General features: G+C 40.7%; 17 protein-coding genes. 6 read left to right on the plus strand and 11 right to left on the minus strand.

Translation table 11 applies throughout. The features are described from left to right. Positions 1–8: 8 nt before the first annotated feature. Positions 9–1022: a ligase-associated DNA damage response exonuclease gene (locus tag QJ048_RS19050; protein WP_282336000.1), complete on the minus strand. Its 1014-nt coding sequence runs from the start codon at positions 1020–1022 to the stop codon at positions 9–11. Positions 1023–1097: 75 nt separating this feature from the next. Then, complete coding sequence (locus tag QJ048_RS19055; protein WP_282336001.1) at positions 1098–1769, minus strand: NAD(P)H-binding protein; 672 nt, start codon at positions 1767–1769, stop codon at positions 1098–1100. Between the two features lie 21 nt (positions 1770–1790). Here QJ048_RS19055 and murB point away from each other — a divergent pair, with 21 nt between their 5' ends. Next, a complete protein-coding gene (murB, locus tag QJ048_RS19060; protein WP_282336002.1) occupies positions 1791–2807 on the plus strand; it encodes a UDP-N-acetylmuramate dehydrogenase in 1017 nt (338 codons plus the stop codon). A gap of 135 nt (positions 2808–2942) precedes the next feature. On the opposite strand, the gene QJ048_RS19065 is transcribed toward murB, so the two are convergent. The 4 genes from QJ048_RS19065 to QJ048_RS19080 all read right to left on the minus strand — a co-directional run bounded on the left by QJ048_RS19065 (position 2943) and on the right by QJ048_RS19080 (position 10269). After that, positions 2943–3998, minus strand: a complete 1056-nt coding sequence (locus QJ048_RS19065; RefSeq protein ID WP_282336003.1) for a proline iminopeptidase-family hydrolase — start codon at positions 3996–3998, stop codon at positions 2943–2945. A gap of 133 nt (positions 3999–4131) precedes the next feature. After that, the gene (locus QJ048_RS19070; RefSeq protein ID WP_282336004.1) at positions 4132–5667 is read right to left on the minus strand and encodes a sigma 54-interacting transcriptional regulator; all 1536 of its coding nucleotides are present in this window, start codon (positions 5665–5667) and stop codon (positions 4132–4134) included. Between the two features lie 96 nt (positions 5668–5763). Beyond that, on the minus strand, positions 5764–6861 hold the full coding sequence (locus tag QJ048_RS19075; RefSeq protein ID WP_282336005.1) for a vWA domain-containing protein: 1098 nt from the start codon (positions 6859–6861) through the stop codon (positions 5764–5766). A 345-nt stretch (positions 6862–7206) separates the two neighbouring features. Continuing rightward, a complete protein-coding gene (locus QJ048_RS19080; RefSeq protein ID WP_282336006.1) occupies positions 7207–10269 on the minus strand; it encodes a glycosyltransferase family 117 protein in 3063 nt (1020 codons plus the stop codon). Positions 10270–10607: 338 nt separating this feature from the next. Here QJ048_RS19080 and QJ048_RS19085 point away from each other — a divergent pair, with 338 nt between their 5' ends. Continuing rightward, complete coding sequence (locus QJ048_RS19085; RefSeq protein WP_217790342.1) at positions 10608–11051, plus strand: GNAT family N-acetyltransferase; 444 nt, start codon at positions 10608–10610, stop codon at positions 11049–11051. 168 nt (positions 11052–11219) lie between these two features. Here the strand turns inward: QJ048_RS19085 and rpsT are convergent, their stop codons facing one another. Then, positions 11220–11480 carry a 30S ribosomal protein S20 gene (gene rpsT, locus QJ048_RS19090; RefSeq protein WP_217790345.1) on the minus strand — a complete coding sequence of 87 codons (261 nt, stop codon included), beginning with the start codon at positions 11478–11480 and terminating at the stop codon, positions 11220–11222. A gap of 210 nt (positions 11481–11690) precedes the next feature. On the opposite strand from rpsT, the gene QJ048_RS19095 reads away from it, so the two are divergent. The 4 genes from QJ048_RS19095 (at position 11691) to QJ048_RS19110 (ending at position 17319) form a co-directional block, all read left to right on the plus strand. Further along, positions 11691–14453 carry a 2-oxoglutarate dehydrogenase E1 component gene (locus QJ048_RS19095; RefSeq protein WP_282336007.1) on the plus strand — a complete coding sequence of 921 codons (2763 nt, stop codon included), beginning with the start codon at positions 11691–11693 and terminating at the stop codon, positions 14451–14453. A 130-nt stretch (positions 14454–14583) separates the two neighbouring features. After that, positions 14584–15813: a 2-oxoglutarate dehydrogenase complex dihydrolipoyllysine-residue succinyltransferase gene (gene odhB, locus QJ048_RS19100; RefSeq protein WP_282336008.1), complete on the plus strand. Its 1230-nt coding sequence runs from the start codon at positions 14584–14586 to the stop codon at positions 15811–15813. A gap of 128 nt (positions 15814–15941) precedes the next feature. Continuing rightward, positions 15942–16121: a hypothetical protein gene (locus QJ048_RS19105; protein WP_282336009.1), complete on the plus strand. Its 180-nt coding sequence runs from the start codon at positions 15942–15944 to the stop codon at positions 16119–16121. A 16-nt stretch (positions 16122–16137) separates the two neighbouring features. Beyond that, positions 16138–17319 (plus strand): RsmB/NOP family class I SAM-dependent RNA methyltransferase, encoded by a 1182-nt coding sequence (locus tag QJ048_RS19110; RefSeq protein WP_282336010.1) that lies wholly within the window; start codon positions 16138–16140, stop codon positions 17317–17319. Positions 17320–17619: 300 nt separating this feature from the next. On the opposite strand, the gene QJ048_RS19115 is transcribed toward QJ048_RS19110, so the two are convergent. Genes QJ048_RS19115 through QJ048_RS19130 form a run of 4 tightly spaced genes read right to left on the minus strand, consistent with a single transcriptional unit; the run spans position 17620 to position 22887 of the window. Beyond that, positions 17620–19071 (minus strand): BT_3987 domain-containing protein, encoded by a 1452-nt coding sequence (locus QJ048_RS19115; RefSeq protein ID WP_282336011.1) that lies wholly within the window; start codon positions 19069–19071, stop codon positions 17620–17622. 28 nt (positions 19072–19099) lie between these two features. Next, positions 19100–20251 carry a DUF1735 and LamG domain-containing protein gene (locus QJ048_RS19120; RefSeq protein WP_282336012.1) on the minus strand — a complete coding sequence of 384 codons (1152 nt, stop codon included), beginning with the start codon at positions 20249–20251 and terminating at the stop codon, positions 19100–19102. Between the two features lie 13 nt (positions 20252–20264). Beyond that, positions 20265–21263: a glycoside hydrolase family 18 gene (locus QJ048_RS19125; RefSeq protein ID WP_282336013.1), complete on the minus strand. Its 999-nt coding sequence runs from the start codon at positions 21261–21263 to the stop codon at positions 20265–20267. A gap of 19 nt (positions 21264–21282) precedes the next feature. After that, positions 21283–22887 (minus strand): RagB/SusD family nutrient uptake outer membrane protein, encoded by a 1605-nt coding sequence (locus QJ048_RS19130; RefSeq protein ID WP_282336014.1) that lies wholly within the window; start codon positions 22885–22887, stop codon positions 21283–21285. Positions 22888–22896: the final 9 nt, after the last annotated feature.

Below are 22896 nucleotides of genomic sequence, written 5' to 3' on the forward strand. Positions count from 1 at the left end.
TTCAATTTTCAACTTTCAATTTTCAATTCCTCGCTTGCTTCCTCATCATTCCCAAACTCCGTCTTCACCTCCGCAGCCTCAATTCCCTTTTCATTTAAATAACGACTAAAAGCTGATTGAAAGCCATGTGTTACAAAAACTTTTGATGCGCCTGTTGCTTCAATGGCCTGCAGCAATCCGTTCCAATCCGCATGATCACTTAGCGCAAAGCCTGCATCAATATTGCGTCTTCTCACATTACCCCGCACCTGCATCCAGCCGCTGCACACACCCACTTCGAAAGGCGTAAATCTCCGCATCCACAAAGATGCTTCGGCGCTTGGCGGCGCAATAATCACAGCATTTTTGTATTTCTCTTTAGGCGCATCAATTTCAATTCTTTTTATGTCGGGAAAATTAAAGCCAGTGTTTTTTAGTGTTTGAAAAATATTCCAAACAGCTCCATGTGCGTGGATGTTGGAGGTAACTTCTGCAATCGGTGCAATGATGCGTTGTGCCTTGCCTAAACTATAAGCGATGATCACCCCATTGGTATTTTTTTCAAAACAATCTTTAATCCAGTTTTGAATATCAATAAAAATATCTGCTTGCTTTTTCCAATTGTAAATAGGTAATCCAAAAGTAGACTCAGTAATAAACGTGTTGCATTTTACCGGTTCAAACTCACCGCTGATGCCATCATTCTCTGTTTTATAATCACCGCTCACTACCCACACTTCTCCGTTATGCTCGACTCTGATTTGCGACGACCCGATGATATGCCCGGCAGGATGCAGCGATACTTTTACTCCGTTTATTAAAACAGCTTGTCCCCAATCAAGCGTTTCGTAATTGTTGTCACCTAAACGTTGTTGTAATAGTGGCTTTGTGAAAGTATGGCACAAATAGGATTTGCTGCCCCATCTGGCATGGTCGCTATGGGCGTGTGTGATGACGGCTTTATCAACCGGCTGCCAGGGATCGATGTAGAAATTTCCTTCGGCACAGTAAAGCCCTTTATCGGTAAATTGAATGAGCGCCATAGGTATATGAATCTACTAATTTTGTGCCCGCATTCTGGGGATGCATGCCCGTAGAGACAAGGCAGCGCCTTGTCTCTACCGCGCTAACTTCTTCATATCATCATACTCATAAATGAATATTCCTTTTTTCCCTTCGCCCACGGCATTGATCATTGCCTTCGCAACATCCTCTCCCTTGATGGGTTTATATTTTCTCCAGGCTCCAAAAAAGAAAATGGCAAAAACGGGCATGATGTCCTGAAATATTTTCTCCATCAAACGGTATTCTTTTCGCTTGCCCATTAACAGCGACGGACGCGTGATGACGATCTGCGGAATTTGTTCTTTGGAAACTGCTTCTTCCACTACGCCCTTTAACTTGATATAAAAGTTATTGTTATTTCCAGCATTGGCTCCGATCGCCGAAACCATAGCTAAAGAATACACACCATATTTCGCAGCAGCTTTGGCTGCATTTACAGGAATATCATAATCAATTTTGCGATACGCATTTTTGTCGCCTTTTACCTGTTTGTTGGTTGTCCCGATCGCACTGAACACAACATCGCTTCCGGCAATTGCATTTTCCAATGCCTTTTGATTTCCAAAATCAACAATAATTTGTTCAACCTTACTGTTTACAGGTATTTCCAACGGCCGACGCACAATCGCTTTTATTTTGCCATAGCTATTGTCCTTCATCAACAAATCCAGTATATGTCCGCCAATTAATCCAGTTGCACCGATCAATGCTGCTGTTCTACTCATTTTTTTAAAGTATTATTGCGTATGCAAATTCTCGAAAACGTTTCTCTTAAAAGTTACAACACTTTTGGTATTAATGTTATTGCCAAACAATTTACCAAATTTTCTACAATAGACGAACTGAATGAATTGCTTGCAGCAAAACCTGCGGAGAATAACAACCAGATGATTTTAGGTGGAGGCAGCAACATTCTTTTTACCAAAAACTTTGATGGCATCGTTTTGAAAAATGAAATCAAAGGCATTGAAAAAGTGGCAGAGGACGACGATTTCGTGTACGTAAAAGCAGGATCTGGTGAGAACTGGCACCAGTTTGTTTTGTACTGCATTCGGTATAATTATGCCGGCGTTGAAAACCTTTCTTTGATCCCTGGCAATGTTGGCGCAAGCCCCATGCAGAATATCGGAGCATATGGAGTTGAGATAAAAGACGTTTTTCACGAGTTGGAAGCATTTCATTTGCATGATAGAAAATCAGTAAAATTCACATTGAGCGATTGTCATTTCGGTTATCGTGAAAGTGTTTTCAAGAATATTTATAAGAACCAATTTGCCATCGCAAATGTTACCTACAAACTGCGGAAACAACCTCAGTTCAATACAACCTATGGCGCGATTGAACAAGAGCTTGAAAAAATGAATGTGAAAGACTTAAGCATACAAGCCATTTCGCAAGCCGTTATTAATATCAGGTCCTCTAAACTTCCTGATCCCAAAGACATTGGCAACGCCGGAAGCTTCTTCAAAAATCCTTCAGTTACTACTGAAAAATTCGAATCATTAAAAAAAGAATTTCCTCACATTGTAGGCTATCCGCTACAAGGCAATCACTTTAAACTTGCGGCAGGCTGGTTGATTGAACAATGCGGCTGGAAAGGCTTCCGCAAAGGAGATGCAGGTTGTCATGCAAAACAGGCACTTGTTTTGGTCAACTATGGCAATGCCACAGGCAAAGAAGTTTTCGATCTCAGCACCGACATTTTGAAAAGTGTAGAAGAAAAGTTTGGGGTAGAATTGGAAAGAGAAGTGAACATTTTGTAATTAATAATTAATAAAGAATAATTAATAGGTGCGATGAATGAAATGCCACTTTCATCAGATTTACATAAACACAGGGAAGCATTCTTTATAAAATGTTACCCCTATTAATTTTTAATTATTAATTATTAATTCTCTCTACTTATTCTGCCACTCATTCACTCCTTTCACAAACCTCACCAATCCTTTCATGTAAGTTTGTTGATCGTCATACATCGCCATGTGACTGCCGTTGTGGCAATACAGGAAACTACCATTGGAAAATTGTGTTGACATCCATTTCATATGATCGGGGTCCATTGTATCATATTGCGCACCTATTACAAGCACTGGAATTTTTATACTTTTCAAATCAGCCTTACGATCCCAATTGGCAAGTTTTCCGGAAATGCCAAACTCGCTCGGGCCTTGCATAGTAACATACAACGATTGATTCAACTTACCGAAAGAACGGGTAACTGGTTCCGGCCAATGATCTAAAGGAATACGACAAATATGTTTCACATAGAAATTGTTCATCAACAGATCCATATAGTGTGGATCTTCGAAATCGCCTTTAGCTTCTATGGCTCTAATGGAAGCAAGCGCATTTGGATCAATCTGTTTAGCCAACACATCTCTGGAATATTTGCCATAATCAGGACAGCTCGACATCATGTTTGAAATGATCAATCCTTTCAAACTGTGTTTATATTTCAATGCATATTCCATAGCAAGAATACCGCCCCAGGAATGCCCTAACAAATAGAAATTAGTGCTGTCCAGATGAAGCGCCGTTCTTACCTGCTCTACTTCATCCACAAACCTTGGCAGATCCCACAGCGATGTATCTTTTGGATTGTCCGAATTACCACAGCCCAACTGGTCGTAATAAATAAATTCAATTCTTTCTTTCGGAAAAAAACTTTCCAGGCATTCAAAATATTCATGTGTGCATCCGGGCCCACCGTTAAGTAGCAGAACCTTCATTCTTGGACTATTCCCAATCTGCTTCGTCCAAATTTTAAAGGTTCCCTTCGGTGTTTTGATAGGAATAACTTTCACACCGCCTGTTAATACACCAGTATCTACGGGTGTAAGATAATTTATACTTTCAACTCTGTTTTGCGTTGTAGTCGCGTCTTCGCTACATCCGAGAAATAATACCGCAAAACTTAACAGAATTACGCCTGATAATCTTTTTACTAAATTCATTTTCAGTGGTTAGGTTGGTGAAATAAATTTAGCAAAAAGCTATGATAGTTTATAGTTAATAGTTGTTGGTTGTTAGTAAACGCAGCTCGCATATAAAGTCTAATAACCAACAACCATCAACTAACAACTTTCCTTATGAATCGAAATCAAAGTCTTCCTCTTGCCCAAAGCTTGTCGGGCCCATGTTCATCATAGAACCAATCAAATCTTTGAATTCAACTTTATTATCGATTACTTTTTTACTGATCAACGAATAAGCGGCAAGGCCGTGTAATACAAACTCCATCAGCAATGCAGCTTGTAACTCATTTGCTTTAGGAAAATACTTTTTCACCAATGAATGTAGTCCATCTACTTTGTACAAACGTGCGATCTTATCCTTATCAGTTACGTTGAAGAAAATATCAAGTGTGTTGCCGGCATCAAACCAGCGTGTAATTGGTTTGTATGGATCTTCCTCTTTCTCCTTCATGCTCTCTTTGCCAGTGCCACGGCGCTTTTTGAAAGATTCAGGATTAGGGAAAAATTGTACAAACTGCGAACGCAATGCCTTGTCGAGTAAATTCATCGCCACCTGGTAAGGGCCTTCCTGCTCGCCTTCATATACCAATTCAATCTTTCCGGTAATGGAAGGAATAATGCCAGTGAGATCACTTATCCAAACCTGGGTTTTGGCATCGCCGTTTACAATGGCACGTCTTTCGGCAGCGCTCACTGCATTCTCAAACGCACTAATGGTAAGCCTTGCAGACACACCACTTTTTTTATCTACATACTCGTTGCTTCTTGCTTCAAACGCTACTTGCTCTATCAATCTCTTTACAAGGTCACTTACATTCACGATGTCTTTTTGCTCTTCATGTATAGCAGCTTCCTGTTCTGTAATAGCAAGCGACGTCTCCAATGTCTTCGGATAGTGTGTCAATATTTGGCTTTCAATTCTATCTTTTAATGGCGTTACGATAGAACCGCGATTCGTATAATCTTCAGGATTGGCCGTAAATACAAAAAGTATATCCAAGGGCATGCGCAATTTGAAACCACGAATTTGAATATCACCTTCTTCAAGAATATTAAATAACGAAACCTGTATGCGAGCCTGCAGATCCGGAATTTCGTTGATCACAAAAATGCCGCGGTTGCTGCGAGGTATAATGCCGTAGTGGATCACACCCTCATCAGCAAAACTGAGTTTTAAATTTGCTGCTTTAATAGGATCAATGTCTCCAATCAAATCCGCCACGCTTACATCAGGCGTTGCTAATTTTTCACCATAACGTTCACTTCTGTGCAACCATTCAATGGGTGTATCATCACCTTTTTCCGCGATCAATAATTTCGCGTACTTGGAAATAGGATTCAGCGGATCGTCGTTCAGTTCACTTCCTGAAACAAAGGGAATGTACTCATCCATCAATCCCGTCATCATACGTGCCATGCGGGTTTTCGCCTGTCCTCGCAATCCGAGAAAAAGTATATTGTGTTTGCTTAGCAATGCTCTTTCAGTGTCGGGGATCACAGAATCTTCATATCCTATAATGCCATTGAATGAAGTTTCTTTTTGTTTCAGTTTGGTTATAAGATTGCGACGAATCTCTTCTTTCACCGTTTTGCTTTTATATCCCGACTTTTTAAGCTGACCTAATGTTGCAATATTTTTTATGTCCATGTTAAGTTCTGAGTAATAAGTTTTGAGTAATAAGTTGTAAGATTTAAGAAGGGTAGTAAATGAAATAATTTCTAATTCCTAATTCCTAATTCCTAATTAGTACACTGTTTTTCTTTTACCACTTTCAAAATCCTTAAAAATAAACGCTCCCAGATGATCGAGTGACGCGAAGAAAGCCTTACCGTTATTAGTTTCTGTAAATTCATTTACAAATCGCTGCAGATATGGGTCACTTGCGATCATAAATGTTGTAATCGGAATCTTCAGTTTTTTACATTGTGCCGCAAGGTTCAGGCATCGGTTTGTAATACGTCTGTCCAACCCGAAACTATTTTTATAATAACGCTTGCCAATTTTCAGGCAGGTAGGTTTACCATCAGTTATCATAAAAATTTGCTTGTTAGGATTTCTTCTTCTGCGCAGCAGATCCATCGCGAGTTCCAGTCCGGCGACTGTGTTTGTGTGATACGGTCCCACCTGCAGATAAGGAAGATCCTTGATTTCAACCGGCCACGCATCATTACCAAAAACAACAATGTCCAACGTGTCTTTCGGATATTTCGTTGTGATCAGTTCGCTCAATGCCATCGCTACTTTTTTCGCAGGTGTAATGCGATCTTCTCCATACAGAACCATTGAGTGGGAAATATCGATCATAAGCACCGTAGATGTTTGTGCCTTGAAATCAGTTTCGCGGATTTGCAGGTCATCTTCTTTCATCGAAAAACTTTCCACGCCATGATTGATCTGCGCGTTTCTGATCGACTCCGTAAAATCAATTTGCTCAAGCATATCACCAAAGCGGAAGGGTCTCGTTTCCGGATTTAACTCATCTCCCAGCCCCGGCTTGAATGTGTTGTGATTTCCCTGTTTTGTTTTTTTGAGCTTACCAAAAATCTCTTCCAGCGACCGTTTACGAATGCCGCGTTCTGTTTTAGGTGTGATTTTTATTTCACCAGTTTGCTTGTTTTCATCAATATAACCCTTGTCTTTCAACTCATCTACAAAATCTCCCATACCATAATCATTATCAGTGATCTGGTATTCTCTGTCAAGTTGATTGAGCCATTGCAAAGCTTCACCCACGTCGCCGTTGGTATAAGTGAGAAGCTGCATAAAAATTTCCAGAAGTTTTTCAAAAGCAGATTTGCCTTGTTCGTTCGGATCGAAGCCGCTAAATAGATATCCCTTCATAAACTTTCCTCCCTTGACTACAATTTACGATTTATAATTAAAGAACCTTGGGATTAAATTAAAAGTAAAAATTCAAAAAGTAAAAAGGATTTCCGGAGTGTTATCTTTTCAAGAAATGACTATAAAATCTTCAATAGCAATTAGTCTACCGTTTTTCTCCAGTTTACATTTCGATAACATTGACTACGGTGGGTTAAGTATTTGGGGCGATTTCTACACATTATAATCGCCATATCAGAACAACAATTTACAATCAGTTTGGTTGTAAACAAAAACGCTCCGCACAAGTGCGAAGCGTTTTCATTAACAGAACAGGTTCTTGTCCTGTACCACATTATTGTGTCATTATTTATTGGAATCTTTAGTCTTTGCACCCGCTTTAACATTGGTATCATTTGATATAACACCCTGCATTTCCGGATTTACTTTCGGGGCATTGCCGTTATTATATTGTGCATCCAGCATTTGCAACATTTGCGACAATTGCTGCGCACCCGCAATCTCCTGCTTCATTGATTCCTGTCTTCCTTCAGAAAGATTTCTATAATAGCTCATCTGCTGATCGAAATCTTTGTGAAGCGCTTTTGACACATGATCCGCCAATTCTTTATAACCCGCTTTATAGCAAGCTTCTAAGAATTTGAAAGTAAAGTAATTGTGCCTGTTGTTAGAGCTTACCATTGCATAAGGCATATTTTCTTCAAGAATGCCTTTGTCTGCTTTATCCAACACTTTCTTCGCGATATCTTTATTTCCTTGGTCAGCAGCCGCTGCAGCAGCTTCTGCGTATGCCATACGAATAGTATTTAAATGCAGACGGTTTGTTTCGTCGAAATAAACACCTTTGATATCGGCGCTGCCAAATCCAAATTTATTCATCAGTTTGTCTACCATCCAGTCTACGTTCACGCCAGAGTTATTTTTCACCGGCACCAGTCTGTATGTTAAACCATCTTTGCGAACGAAATTACCGAAGCCCAACTCCTGAGCAGAGTACGCAGCAGTAAAGCAGATCGGACGTTTCCATTTGTTTGCCGCGATGATGTTAAGAATAGCTATATCATTTTTCATGATATAGTTCTTAGCCTCAGGAATATCTATCATCACATCGGTTACAGTATCAGCAGGATTCACCGTTCCGTTTGCGCGTACAACAGCCTCATCCGCAGGAACACGGAATTTTTTGGCTGGCATAATGTTTAATCTGTCGCCGCCCTGCATTGCAACCTGCATGTTAGGATCATCACTACCCACCACGTTTTTCATTACATCATACAGATCGTAGTAGTTATTAGGGCTTACGTTCTTTTGAGGGTTGTAAACAATATAATCACGGTTACGACCCTGGATTTGCTCCGAAGTAAGAATCACATCAATCGGATCGCTTTCGTTCACTTTGTAGCGCAATTGGTTGATATACCAGTCGATGCCCAACAAGCTGTTGTTGATTACGCGGATATCAGGACGGATATGCTCAACTTCCTGTGCGTACCATAATGGATAAGTATCGTTATCACCGTAAGTAAACAGGATTGCATTTGGAGGACAGCTTTCGAGATAATCTTTAGCCAGATCTCTCGCCAAAACTTTTTTGCTACGATCATGGTCATCCCACTCCTGGTTGCCCATAATTACGGGTACAGCCAGGAAGCACAAACCTGCGGCAACATAATTGGAAGAAGACAGTGCCATTTTCCTGTTCAGCCATTCTGCCACCTGCATTACACCCAAACCGATCCAGAATGCATAAGCATAGAACGAACCTGCATAAGCGTAATCACGCTCACGTGGCTGATTTCCCGCCTGATTCAGATAGAGAACAATTGCAAGACCCGTGAAGAAGAATAACAACCCCACTACAAGGAAGTCTTTTTTGTCCTTTCTGTATTGGAAATAAGCACCTATTAAACCAAGAATTAACGGAAGGAAGAAAAGCTTGTTGTTTGCTTTATTATTCTTAATGCTATCCGGCAAAGTAGACTGATCGCCGAGACGCATGTTATCAAGGAAAGAAATACCGGAGATCCAGTTACCATCGCGAACATTGCCAGGAGCAAAACCTTCAATATCATTCTGTCTGCCTGCAAAGTTCCACATGAAATAACGGAAATACATCCAGTTAACCTGGTAGGTCAAAAAGAAATTAATGTTGTTCGCCATTGTTGGTTTTTCACCATTTTCCAATCCCAACCAGTCTTTATAGAACTGAGCATGTCCCTGGTCGTTGCTGGCGTCCCACACACGCGGAAAAAGCATCATGTCATCAGAGCTGTACACAGGTTTTACATCTTTACCTATTTCTTCATACTTGTCATTGCCCTTTGTGTATTTCATGGATGTTTCCTTGTAATCAGTTGGAGTGGCGGTAAACACCTGTCCATAAATCAAAGGAAAATCACCATACTGATCACGGCCCAAATATCCTACCAATGAGTTAGGATTATCTACATTATACATATCCACCGCAGGATTTGCATTCGAACGGATCATCGTTGTCAAATAACTTGAGTAACCCAACAACATGAAAATGAAACACCAGATACCCAAACGAAGGAATGTATAATTGTTCTTGTTTGCATAACGCAGTAAAACAAAGAATACAACTGCCAGCAATACAAAGAAGAAAACGAAACCTGAGAAGAATGGTAAATGGAAGCCGTTTACGAACCAGATGTCGAACATACCGGCCCATTTCACGGAATACTGAATTACCACCAATTGTACAAAGCCTGTTACAGCGCAACCAATGATGAAGGCCCAGAACGTGCCCCATGGAGTTGCATTATAACGTTTAAAATAATAGATCATCACGATTGCGGGAATTGTTAACAATCCCAGCAAGTGAACACCGATTGAAAGCCCCATCATAAAGAATATGAAAAGTATCCATTTATCTGAATTCGGCTGATCGGCGGTGTGCTCCCATTTAAGCATGGCCCAAAAAACCAAAGCGGTAAACAAAGATGACATAGCGTACACCTCGCCTTCCACTGCACTGAACCAAAATGAATCACTGAATGTATATGCCAATGCACCAACAACGCCGGCGCTCATGGTAATGAACAATTGCTGTGCGTTCAGTTCAGCAGCACCTTTTAAAAATATTTTTCTCGCAAAGTGGGTAATGCTCCAGAATAAGAAAAGAATGGTAAACCCACTGCTAAGAGCACTCATAATGTTTACGGCTTTCGCTGGATTGCTTCCGCCAAAAACAACTACAAATAATCTGCCCAGCATAACGAAAAGAGGCGCTCCGGGCGGGTGAGGGATTTGCATTTTAAATACACTGGAAATAAATTCACCGCAATCCCATAAGCTGGCAGTAGCTTCCATTGTCATCAGATAAACGGCGCAGGCAACCGCGCAAACAATCCATCCGACAATGTTGTTCACTTTGTTAAAAGTCATAAATCGTTCTTTTTTTAAACCGGGCAAACCTACAAGAATTTTGAACACGCTATTACTATAATGTTCTAAAAATGAGGCTTCCTGCTCAAATAGTTTAGGTATTTTTATTAATAAAGGGTAAATATAATGGTTGCAAACAAAATTGGAGAGCCGCACTTCCCTTTTAACGTTAATTTTTTAAAAATAAAGCTTTGAAAATTGTCATGAGAAGACTAACATTATACTCTGTTTCTCATCTTTTCGATTCAATATCTCCTACTATAAAGCCCCATCCAAGATTCGGTTTGTGAAAACCCATATCTTCACAGTATCCGTAAACATCAATTTCTATTACTATTATGAACATTCGGGAAGCTAACATAAACGATATCGCGGGCATGCATAGGGTAAGAATGGCGGTTAAGGAAAATGTGCTGGACAACCCCAACCTGGTTACACACGAAGATTACGTAAGATTTATTACGGTTGGAGGCAAAGGCTGGGTTTGCGAATTGGAAAACGAAATAATAGGTTTTTCAATCATCTCCAAAAGTGATCCCAATGTCTGGGCCTTATTTGTCGACCCATCTTACGAGGGCAAAGGAATCGGAAAAAGATTGCATGACCTGATGCTTCATTGGGGGTTTGAGCAATCACATCGGACCATTTGGTTGAGCACCATGCCTGGCACACGGGCAGAGAATTTTTACAGAAAATCAGGCTGGAGAGATGCCGGTTTACTGAAAACGGGGGAAATCAAATTCGAAATGTCCTATGCCGATTGGAAGCAGAGACATTTGTAAGTAAGAAGTGAAAATTAAAAAGTCCGAGGCGCGTTTGCAAAACCTTTTTGACTTTTAAATTTTTACTTTTTAATTAATACGACAAAAAGCCTGCTGCACAAACAACAGGCTTCTAATATTATTGATTAAAAAGAAGTTCGATTTATTGAGAAATACCTTCTAATCCAATTAAGCAGTAGCTAAAGCGTTTGACTTTTTAGCCAATTTGCTTTTAAGGTTAGCTGCTTTATTTTTATGGATAACGCCACGTTTAGCTAATTTGTCGATCATAGCTGCAACGGTTGGAAGGCTTTCATCAAAAGCTTTTTTCTCCTTGTTCTCTTTCAAATCACGGATAGCGTTACGGGTAGTTTTACCATGATAACGGTTTCTGTCTCTGCGTTTTGCTGCCTGACGCACATCTTTTTTGGTAGCTTTATGATTAGCCATTATTCGAAATTTTTAGGACGGCAAAGGTAAGACGCTATTCTTTGTCTGCCAAATTTTATTGAAAAAAATATATCTGCCTCAAAAATGACGAAAATCATTGTCTTTTTGCCTATCGTTTGCGTAATCCTTCAAAAATTTAATTATATCGTGGCACTATTTCCCGATATTTGCGTACCAATTTTTTGGCTTCCATAAAAAGCTACTATTCCCATGAAGGATTTTCAGTACATAACCAGCTCCTCTCCGGCCTACATTGAAAGTTTATATCAGGATTTTGTAAAGAACCCAAATGATGTAGATCCGGAATTTAAAAAGTTTTTTGAAGGTTTTGATTTCGCAGTCTCCAACAACGCAACCAACGGCAACGCGTCTGCAGCAGTCGCTCCGTCTGGAAACGGAACCGCAGTGAGTGGTATCGACTGGAAAAAAGAAATCGGTGCTTATCGTATGATTTTAGGCTACCGCAATAAGGGTCACCTGATTGCTACGACAAACCCGATTCGTCCACGTATTGACCGCGGGGCTAACCTTACACTTGAATTTTACGGATTTACAGAGGCAGATCTGGACTCTAAATTTTACGCCGGTGACTTTATCGGTCTGGGTCAGGCTACTCTTAGGGATATCCGCAACTACCTGCAAAAAGCCTATGCGGGCAATGTAGGCGTTGAGTTTAAATACATTAGCGATCAGGCAAAAGTTGATTTCCTGTACAATGAAATGGAAAAGAAATTCAACCAGCCCCTTCCGATCGAAAAAAGAAAACGCATCCTTGAGAAATTGAACCAGGGTGTAATCTTCGAAAAATTCCTTCACACAAAATATGTTGGTCAGAAACGTTTCTCACTGGAGGGTGGCGAAACAACTATTCCTGCATTGGATGCCATCATTAATACTGGTGCAGACTACGGCGTTCAGGAAGTAGTGATTGGTATGGCACACCGCGGTCGTTTGAACGTGCTGGCTAATACATTGGGAAAAACTTACGAGCAAATTTTCAGCGAGTTCGAAGGAAAATCTGTTCCTGATCAAACAATGGGAAGCGGTGACGTAAAATATCACCTTGGTTTCCGCGCTGAACATTCTACTCCGGATGGCAAAAAAGTAAATCTTCAGCTTTGCCCTAACCCTTCTCACCTTGAAGCCGTTGACCCTGTGGTGATCGGTTTTTCAAGAAGTAAGGCAGACGTAATATATAATAGCGACTACGATAAAATACTTCCGATCCTTATCCACGGTGACGCTTCCGTAGCGGGCCAGGGTATCGTTTACGAAGTATTGCAAATGAGCGAATTGGACGGTTATTATGTAGGTGGAACTATTCACTATGTAATTAACAACCAGATCGGTTTTACAACTGATTTCAACGATGCAAGAAGTTCCGACTATTGTACGAGCCTTGCTGCAACAGTTCATGCGCCTGTTTTCCACGTAAATGGTGACGATGCTGAGGCCGTTGTGAAATGCGCCGAAATTGCTGCACGTTATCGCCAGGAGTTTAATTGCGACGTTTTCATTGACATGGTTTGCTATCGCAGACATGGTCACAACGAAGGCGACGATCCAAAATATACACAACCGAAATTGTATGCTTTGATTGAAAAGCATGCTAACCCTCGTGAAGTGTATACCCAGTTCCTGATACAAAACGGCGAAGCTGATGCACAGGATCTTGCAAAGGAAATGGAGAAAAAATTCTGGGCCGACCTGCAAGAACGCCTGGATGATATCAAGCAAAATCCTTTGCCTTACTCATATCAGAAACCGGAACTCTGGTGGAAAGATCTGCGCAAAGCAACTGCCGCAGACTTTGAAAAATCTCCCGCAACCGGTATCAACGAAGCTGATTTCAAAAAAGTTTTTGATGCGATAATGACTTTGCCATCCGATTTCAAACCGCTTCGTAAAGTGGAGAAATTGCTGCAAGACAAAGTGAAATTATATACTGACGAAAGTAAACTTGACTGGGCAACTGCGGAGTTAATGGCTTATGGTAGTTTGCTTCTGGATGGCAACGATGTACGCATGAGCGGCCAGGACGTTCGCCGTGGTACATTCTCACATCGCCACGCTGTTTTGAGAGACGAAGAAAATGACCAGGCTTATAACAGACTTAGTCAGATCCCTGATGCAAAAGGTCTTTTCAGAATATTCAATTCATTGTTGAGCGAATACGGTGTGTTAGGTTTTGAATATGGCTACTCTGTTGCCAACCCTAAAGCTTTGGTTCTTTGGGAAGCACAGTTCGGAGACTTTAGCAATGGCGCACAAACAATGATCGACCAGTTCATCAGTGCTGCCGAAACAAAATGGCAACAGATGAGTGGCCTGGTAATGTTATTGCCACACGGTTACGAAGGTCAGGGACCAGAGCACAGTAGTGCAAGACTGGAGCGCTACCTGCAACAGTGTGCTGAACTGAACATGATCGTTACCAACATTACAACAGCAGCGAACTTGTTCCACGCACTGCGTCGTCAGCAAACATGGCCGATCAGAAAACCAATGATCAACTTTTCGCCAAAAGCAAACCTGCGTTTGCCTGCCGCTTATTCTGATAAAAAAGAATTTGCTACCGGCACTGCATTTAAAGAAGTGATCGACGATTCTTTTGTAGGTGAAGCCAGTGACGTGAAAAAAGTATTGTTCTGCTCAGGTAAAGTATATTATGATCTTGCGGAGCGCCAGCAAAAAGACAACAGGAAAGATGTGGCAATCGTTCGTATGGAACAATTGTATCCTTTACCTACTGCTCAACTGGAAGGCCTGTATAAAAAATACGCAAAAGCAACATGGTTCTGGGTTCAGGAAGAGCCATTGAACATGGGTGCGGCTTCATTCCTGCAAATGAACCTGAAGTCTATTAACTATGGCGTAATCAGCAGACAGCCAAGTGCAGCTACTGCTACTGGTTATGCTAAAGTACACGCTCAGGAACAAGCAGAAATAATCGAAACAGCATTTTCTATTTAGTGATCGTGAATGGTGAAACTTGAATCGTGAACGGGTTGCTCACTGCCTAAAAATTTTGAGTATAGCGCACCTTATTCACGATCGACGATTCATGTTTCATGATAAATCCCCATCAATAAAAACGCATCGAATGATTGATATTAAAGTACCAACAGTAGGTGAATCTATCAGCGAAGTAACGCTGGTAAAATGGCTAAAGAAGGACGGAGAATATGTGGACAGAGATGAAGTAATTGCAGAGCTTGAAAGTGAAAAAGCAACTTTTGAAGTGAATGCAGAACAAGCCGGAGCCCTGAAAACAAAAGCCGCAGAAGGCGACACACTAAAAATTGGTGATGTACTTTGCCAAATTGATGAAACTGCTCCAAAACCAGAAGGGAAAGCTGCTCCTGCAGTAGCAGTACAAGCTCCTAAAAAAGAAGAAGCAAAAGCTGCACCTGCCGCTCAACAAGCGCCGGTTACAGCTATTTCAAATGATATTAAAGCAACACCGGTTGCTTCAGCAATTATCGCTGATAAAAAAGTTGACCCGTCTTCTATTCACGCATCAGGCACGGGCGGTAAGATCCTGAAAAATGATGTATTGGAAGCTTTAAATAATCCAGGACGCCGCCCAGGTTCTACTGCATTTACGCGTGAGGAGAAACGTGAAAAAATGAGCAACCTGCGCAAAACAGTTTCCCGCCGCCTGGTTGAAGCAAAGAACACAACTGCGATGCTAACCACTTTTAACGAAGTGGACATGACAAACATCATGGCAATCCGCGCTCAATACAAAGACAAGTTCAAAGAAAAACACGGTGTCAACCTTGGTTTCATGAGCTTCTTTACAAAAGCAGTTTGCTACGCATTGCAAGAGTGGCCGGCTGTAAATGCTTACATCGATGGTGACTCTATTATTTACCACGATTATTGCGACGTTTCCATAGCAGTATCTGCACCTAAAGGTTTGGTGGTTCCAGTTATTCGCAATGCTGAAAGCCTTGATATGGCAGGCATTGAGAAGAAAGTAGTGGAACTTGCTACTAAAGCTCGCGATAACAAATTGAGCATGGAAGAAATGCAGGGCGGTACATTTACCATTACAAATGGTGGCGTATTCGGTTCTTTGATGAGTACTCCAATCATCAATATTCCTCAATCTGCTATCCTGGGTATGCACAAAATTCAGGACAGACCGATGGCGATCAATGGTAAAGTAGAGATCAGGCCAATGATGTATCTCGCTTTGAGCTACGATCACCGTATCATTGATGGTCGTGAATCTGTAAGCTTCCTGGTTAGAGTAAAAGAATTGCTGGAAAAACCAGAGTTGCTTTTGTTCGGTAAAGATCCGCTAAAGGCGCTCTTGGAACTGTAAGAAAGTTGTTGGTTTTTAGTTGATAGTTGTTAGCAATAACTAACTATCGTAAACATAAAAGGCAGGGCAAATAAGATTGTTTATTTGTCCTGCCTTAATTTTATCCCATAGTTCATTAAAGACTTTGTATGCTGATAAAAGAAGAAGTTTTACGTATAATTGAGCAGCTCCCCGAAAAGTTTACTATAGATCAATTGGTCAACAAAATTGTTTTTCTTGAAAAAGTTAAAAAGGGGCTACAACAATCGTTGAACGGGGAAACAATTTCTGCCGAACAAGCAAAGCAACTACTAACATCTATCAACTAACAACAAACAACTTGATTTGAAAATCTTCGAACATCATTTACGCAACGCTTCAGAATTAATCAGCCAGTACAAAGGAACTATTCCTTTCAGTGCATGGATCAAAAATTATTTTAAGGAGCATAAGAAGTTTGGCTCTAAAGACAGAAAACAGATTTCCCATTTGTGTTTCTGCTACTTCAGACTGGGCAAAGCTTTGGCGAAAGTTGGGGTGGATGAAAAAATCCTTGCAGGTTTGTTTCTTACAAGCAATAGTTCAAATGATTTTCTCCACTACTTTAAACCAAATTGGAAAGAGCAGACAATACTTTCACTAGAAGAGAAGCTACATTTTATTGCAAATGAATTTCATCTTTCAGAAAAAAATATCATCGACGAAATATTTTCATGGCAGGATGAATTGTGCGCAAGCATCGATCCCCCAGCATTTAGCACGTCTCATTTAATTCAACCGGATGTTTTTTTGAGAGTAAGACCAGGCAATGAAACGAAAGTTGCGAGCAAGTTAAATGCTGCTGAAATCACGTTCAACACAATTGGCCAAAATACTTTGTCGGTTTCGAGCGCCGTAAAAATTGATGATGTCATTGAGCTAAACAAAGAAGCAGTTATTCAGGACCTAAGTTCGCAGATTGTGGCCTCTTTTTTCGGAGAAATTAACGTCGCTAAAAAAGTCGTTAATGTGTGGGATTGCTGCGCAGCAAGTGGCGGCAAGTCGATTATGTTTTACGACTTCAACAAAAACATAAACCTGACGGTATCTGATATTCGAAACAGCATTCTGGCCAACTTACACGAACGCTTTAAAGAAGCCGGCATCACAAAGTATCAATCATTTACTATTGATCTTTCAAATCCTCAGGCAAAATTACCCGCAAAAAACTTCGACCTCATTATTGCAGATGTGCCTTGCTCAGGCAGCGGCACATGGGGAAGAACTCCTGAACAATTGTCTTTTTTTCCCACAGAAAAAATTGATCACTACTCAAGATTGCAAACTAATATAACCGCAAATGTTGTTGAAGCACTAGCTGACAGTGGTTATTTTCTTTATATCACCTGTTCAGTGTTTAAAAAAGAAAATGAAGAGGCAGTAAAACATCTGGAAGAAAAAGGGTTGAAATTGATAAGGAAGCAAACGCTTTCAGGCTACGATAAAAAAGCAGATACGATGTTTGCGGCCTTGCTGAGAAAAGTTTAATACCCGGCGTGTGAAATGTTCTTGTGTCGCATATAAATTTCAAATGACTATGGTTATTTGAAATTATTTGATTGAGACAAGCATTGACACTTGATTATTCTCTGGTTGCAAAGCTGTTCAACTCATAGTTTCACATGGCGTTTTCCGAATTGCGATTGCCATTAAGAGGTTGTTTCAAAAGCAAAAAGGGGTCCTGAGAATTCGTTTAAACGATACAACGCTCCGTCAGGAACCCGAATAAAAAAAGCCGTCTCAATCACTTTTGAGACGGCTATTTTGTATTGGCGCTATTCTTTGCGTCTAATAATCTTTCGCATATGGCTGATTGGTGTAAGTTACAGTTTCGCCATAATATAGATTTGATACGTAAGTGAAGTAGGTCGATAAGTTCGCTTTGGTACCATTACTTAAAGTTACCTGATCTGCGGCTCCCAGGTTATACCACATAAAGGTTCCGCCATAACCGTTTGTCTTTACCGTGTTGACGTTGGTATTAAACGAAGTGCTTGTTTGTGGGCTGGACAGATTCAGTGAATAGGCCCCTATTTTACTTTTATCGGTAAGACCCGGCATAGAAGGCACAGAATATCTGTTATAAGAACCCTGGTATGTGTAGTCGATGTACTGCCCTACCGTTAAGCCATTCCATTGGGCATATTTAGGAATGGAAACAGCATCGGAGAAATAGTAATAGCTTATGATTTTATTTGGCATCACTTCTCTGAAACGCTTCGTCAGCAAGACTAATGACGAGTCATTAACAGCAGGCTGGCCGTTTGTGCCATATTGTGCGTATTCATCGTCGATATCGATTCCGTCAAGCTGGTAGTCATCAACAATCTTTTTTACCTGTTGTACAAAATCGTTTATACCTGTGGCAGAGGTAAAGTTATCAAAGCCAACACCCTGGTGGTTGCACAATAATGCGAGACAAACCTTCATCCCTTTTGCCTGCAACGGCACAATATATTTTTGCCTGTTGGAAAGGATGGCACTTACCTGCTGATTAAAATATATGTAAGGTTTCTGCTTTACATTGTCGTAGTTAATGTTTGCCGCAAAAATGTTCACCACATCAAAGAATGGCGTTTTGCTATTTGTCAAATTATAGTTGAGTGCATTCAATGGATTATTGTCGTTTACCTCAACATATAATATTTGCTTGTAACCACCGGGTTTTGCTGTACTTGCAGTATTGGCCAATGGTACATTTACAGCAACATACACTACATTTTGATTTGTTGAAATATCAATGCTGCCAGTGATAGCTGAAACTTTTATCGGGAGTAAATATTGTACACCCTGCACCAGTGCAGCTTTATTAAGTTTTAATAAAGCGCCGTTGCTTGAGCTTGATGCCCCCGCTGCAACAGAAAGGCCTGTATTATTGGCAAGTGTGTAAGCAGCAGACGGCAACAACGTATATGATGTCTTGTTGGCCGTATTATATGTTGTTACCAAACTCTCATCAGTAACAACAGATCCGCTGATCGCTCCCGATACTGGCTTTGTTGTATTCAAATACAACGATAAGGAATCATTGGATAAAGCTGTAACAGCGCTGCCTGATACAGTGGCGTTTATGACCACTGTATTTTGTGTATTCACAGAGTTTTTTAAATACACATATTGTTGGCTGGATGCTGCGTATTGTGTTGTATCGAATGTATTATAATCGTTCTTTTTGGCGCATGCATGCAACAGTATCACTACTGTTGATGTTGCCAATAATAACTGCATATATCTTTTCATATTTAGCAATATTTATTTGTTGATTGAATTAAGGGAGTTTTACTGCAATCCATGATGCCGGATTTTTAGCAGTAGCATCAAACCCATGTCCTGTATAGTCGTGTGCGGAATTGCCTGATCCTTCGTTAAATTTCCAGTAACACAACAATCCTGCACTTGTAGGATCAACCTTGTATTTGTTGTCTCCGCTCAGCTGATCAACAGTCCGGGCAACGTTCCATATTCTGCATTCACTGATAGCTCCATCCAGAGGTCTGTTGTCATTGTATGATCTGCCAATATAAAAGGGATCTTTTCCTGCAGGCACAAAGGTGATGGTGCCCAAAGCCTTAGCCTGGCTGGCAGCTAATGCACCGTCAATATACATTTTCACAGTAGTTCCATCATAGGTAACAGCTAAATGTGTCCATTTTTTTGCGTTCACAGAAATGCTTGATGCAATATTTCCTGAAGTTGTAGCCACTTGTAAAATGTTGTTACCGATACCTGCATCACCAAACCGCATCAACAAGTATCCTTCAATACCCATAACACTGCTGATACCTGCGTCACCGCCATCTCTGAAAGCGTTTACATTTACCAGTGCTTCCATTGTAAACTGTGTTAAACCACTCAGCAGAGAAGCATTCGCTGTTCCGGCCATTGCAGGGGTAAAGTAGTTATTAGTAAGAACCGCCGCTGTAGAAATCAACACTGAATTGTCTACTATATAATAAATGGTTTTAGTGGCTGCAATAGCTGTCAAACCATTGGAAATAGTAGTAATAGTAACCGGAAGCAAATATTTATTTGCGCGGCTCAAAGTATCTGTTTTACTAAACACTATTTGAAGAGGAGTAGCAGCAGAACTGTTTGCAGGTATGGTTGTAGTGGTCTTCGCCAATTTATAGTTTGCAGAAGGCACAACTACATAGCTTGTATTGTTTTTCTTGTTATAACCATCAATTAACTCCGGGGCCACACTGATGGTAATGTCAGTGTTTTGATTGGTGAGGTAAACAAGCTTCGGCGTAATGTCGAGAGTCTTTGTGGTAACACCTGCAGGTATTGCCACCTGGAATGATGAACTTGGTTGAGCTTCATCAATGAAAACGGCATTAGCTCCCTGACCTATTTCCTCAATTTTGTTGCATCGGGAGAAGGCCACTAAACAAAGTATATATAAACATATTTTTTTCATGAATGGTGCATTTTTATTTTACAGATGGGTTTTGAATACCAATTGCGCCCCTTGTATATGAGTAGTAGTTGTTGCCAAAATCGTTTTCAATACTATAGATGGCCAATCCCCCTTTTTTACCATCAGCTGTATTCCAGCCAGCAAGGCCGAGTGATGCAGGCTTTACAGCTCCGCTTGCATTGGTGTAAAAGGAAATTCCTCCGGCTTTTGCATCGGCCACTTGTGTGAAGTCCGCAGTAACGATAAATTTGTCGTTGCTGAAATTGGTAAACTGTTTGTACAAATCGTAAGCTGCATTCTCTACATAATAGAAGGAAGACGTGTTTGTATTGGCAATAAAATAATCAAAGTAATTGCCATTGCTTGCTCCCACGTCTTTCGGCTCTCCCTGTACCATGAAAAGCTTTCCTGTGGATGACACAGGTCCAACAGCTTTTCCAAGTAGAGAAATCAGGTAAGACGTTTTTTGCTGGGACGTAAAAACGGAGTTGCAAGTGTAGCACACATTTCCTTCCATATTCAACACAAGACCACCATAACCGCCTTTACTTAGCTGGTCAGTCACCTTACCAACATATGTAGCAATGGCCGCACTATCGCCACCAGTAAACATCGAAGGATTGTTTCGAATGCTGTCACTCATCGTTTTGCTGTTGAGATAAAAAAGTATTTTGGTTCCTTTTTCAGATTGTACTTTTTTAAAATCGGCAGTCTGCGCATCTGTAAAAGTGGAAGGTGGATTTAGCAACGCTATCATATCGACGCTGTCCGGAACGGCAGCTAATTTATTGCTATAAGCCGTTACATCCCATTTGCCCACAAAGCCAAGCATTATGCTATGCTTAGATGTTTTGTATGTTTTTAAATGATCGAGGTAGTCTTTATACACCGGGTTGGTATAAGGATCTAAATTCAGATCCTGCACCACCAAAGCAGATGGCTCGTTCCATTTGCTACAGCTAATTGCAGCAAACGCTAAAAGAAGAATATAATAATAGAACGAATGTTTCATGTTAAATTCAGTTTTGTTGTTAGTTTTTTTGATCCCACCACACTTTTGTACCACCATTATCAGGGCCGCCGAGTAAATTGGAAACCGCGTTGTTTACATTAGCAGCATTGGTTGAATACTCTGACGATGGAAACGGCATTCTTTTTACACCTGTTGCTGTTGGCACCACTCCACCACTCATATTGTTAATAATGGGAAACAGTTTAGGATATCCTGTTCTTCTGAATTCACTCCATGCTTCCTGCCCGTTTGGAAACGTAGCAATGTATTTTTGGGTGATGATTTTTTCCAGCTTCACTTCAAAAGTGGCTGTTTCATTCCAGGCTATTGTAGCCGAACTTACAGCAGGGCTGTTGAAAGCGGGTGTTACTGGATTAACATAAGCCGCAGGAACACTCGTGCTGTTGTTAACATAAGCATCGCTTGATACACCATTTTCAGCAAATGATTTTGCAATACCATCTTTGTAAAAATTGGCCGCGGTGTTTCCCATGTTCCAGCCACGCAATACTCCTTCTGCTCTTAAAAAAGCAACTTCAGATGCTTTTAACCAATACAATGGTGTTGTTAACTGAATATTTGGGCTTGACAGTTTGGTAAAATCGCCGGTGATAAAACCCGTACGCACACCGTAATACGTAGTTGCCGTATCTAATGCAGGCTTCTGTACATAAGCGGTAAGGCGAGGATCATTATATCCTTTCAGGAAAGACAAGATAGATGCGCCTATTCTTGTATCAGCATAACCGTTCCAAATGGTAGTGACAGGGTTTTGAAATGTAAAACCCGCGCCTTGGCTCATTTGTGCAGCATCGGCTACATCCGTTATTACACCATATTCATTATTCACTGCCTGTTCTGCATACAACTGTGCCTTCGTAGCGTTCGCGTATGATAATCTCATCGCCAATCGCAACAATAATGAATTGGCGAACCTGATCCATTTTGAAACGTTACCGGCATATACAGCGTCATAGTTGGGGATGATCGAATTGGATGCTTTCTGGTAATTACCAAGTACAGCTATTGCACTGGTCAGATCTTGAAAGAACCTGTTGTACACTACTTCCTGTGACTGGTATGGTGCATTCAATGAGGTTCCCACTCCATCATAAGCCATCGGGCCGTAAGAATCTGTCGCCTGGTGAAGCTGCGCAATTTTAATAATGTTGGCCAATGCTACAATTTCAGGACTTTTAGCAGAGTCAACATTCTTCCTTATATTCAAATACGGTTCAAATGTTTTTGTAAACATTGTATTGAACGTACCGTCATTCCAGTTACTTGTAAAAAAATAAGTGGTAAAATTCGATCCACTGCCCCACTTGGCACTTTGCGGCGCAGCCATGTAGCCACTCCAGTTGTCACTCGCAAGATTGTAGGCTATTTGGTAATCATTCACCGGGCCTGTAGCTTCTGAAGCGGTACCAATCGGTTTTACATTTTTTTCCATTTGCAGAAAATAAGAACCGATTTTTACGTTGTCCCAATTCAACATCTCGTCCGTTGGCTGATTAGGATTTGTATTTAATTTTTCAAAGCCTTTGGTGCAACCTGCAATAAAAAGCAGGCAGGCAACCGGAACAGCTATATTTATTTTATTTATCAAACATCGTTTTTGCATATCCCAATA

This window comes from Pinibacter soli (assembly GCF_029961145.1).
GTDB lineage: Bacteria > Bacteroidota > Bacteroidia > Chitinophagales > Chitinophagaceae > Pinibacter > Pinibacter soli.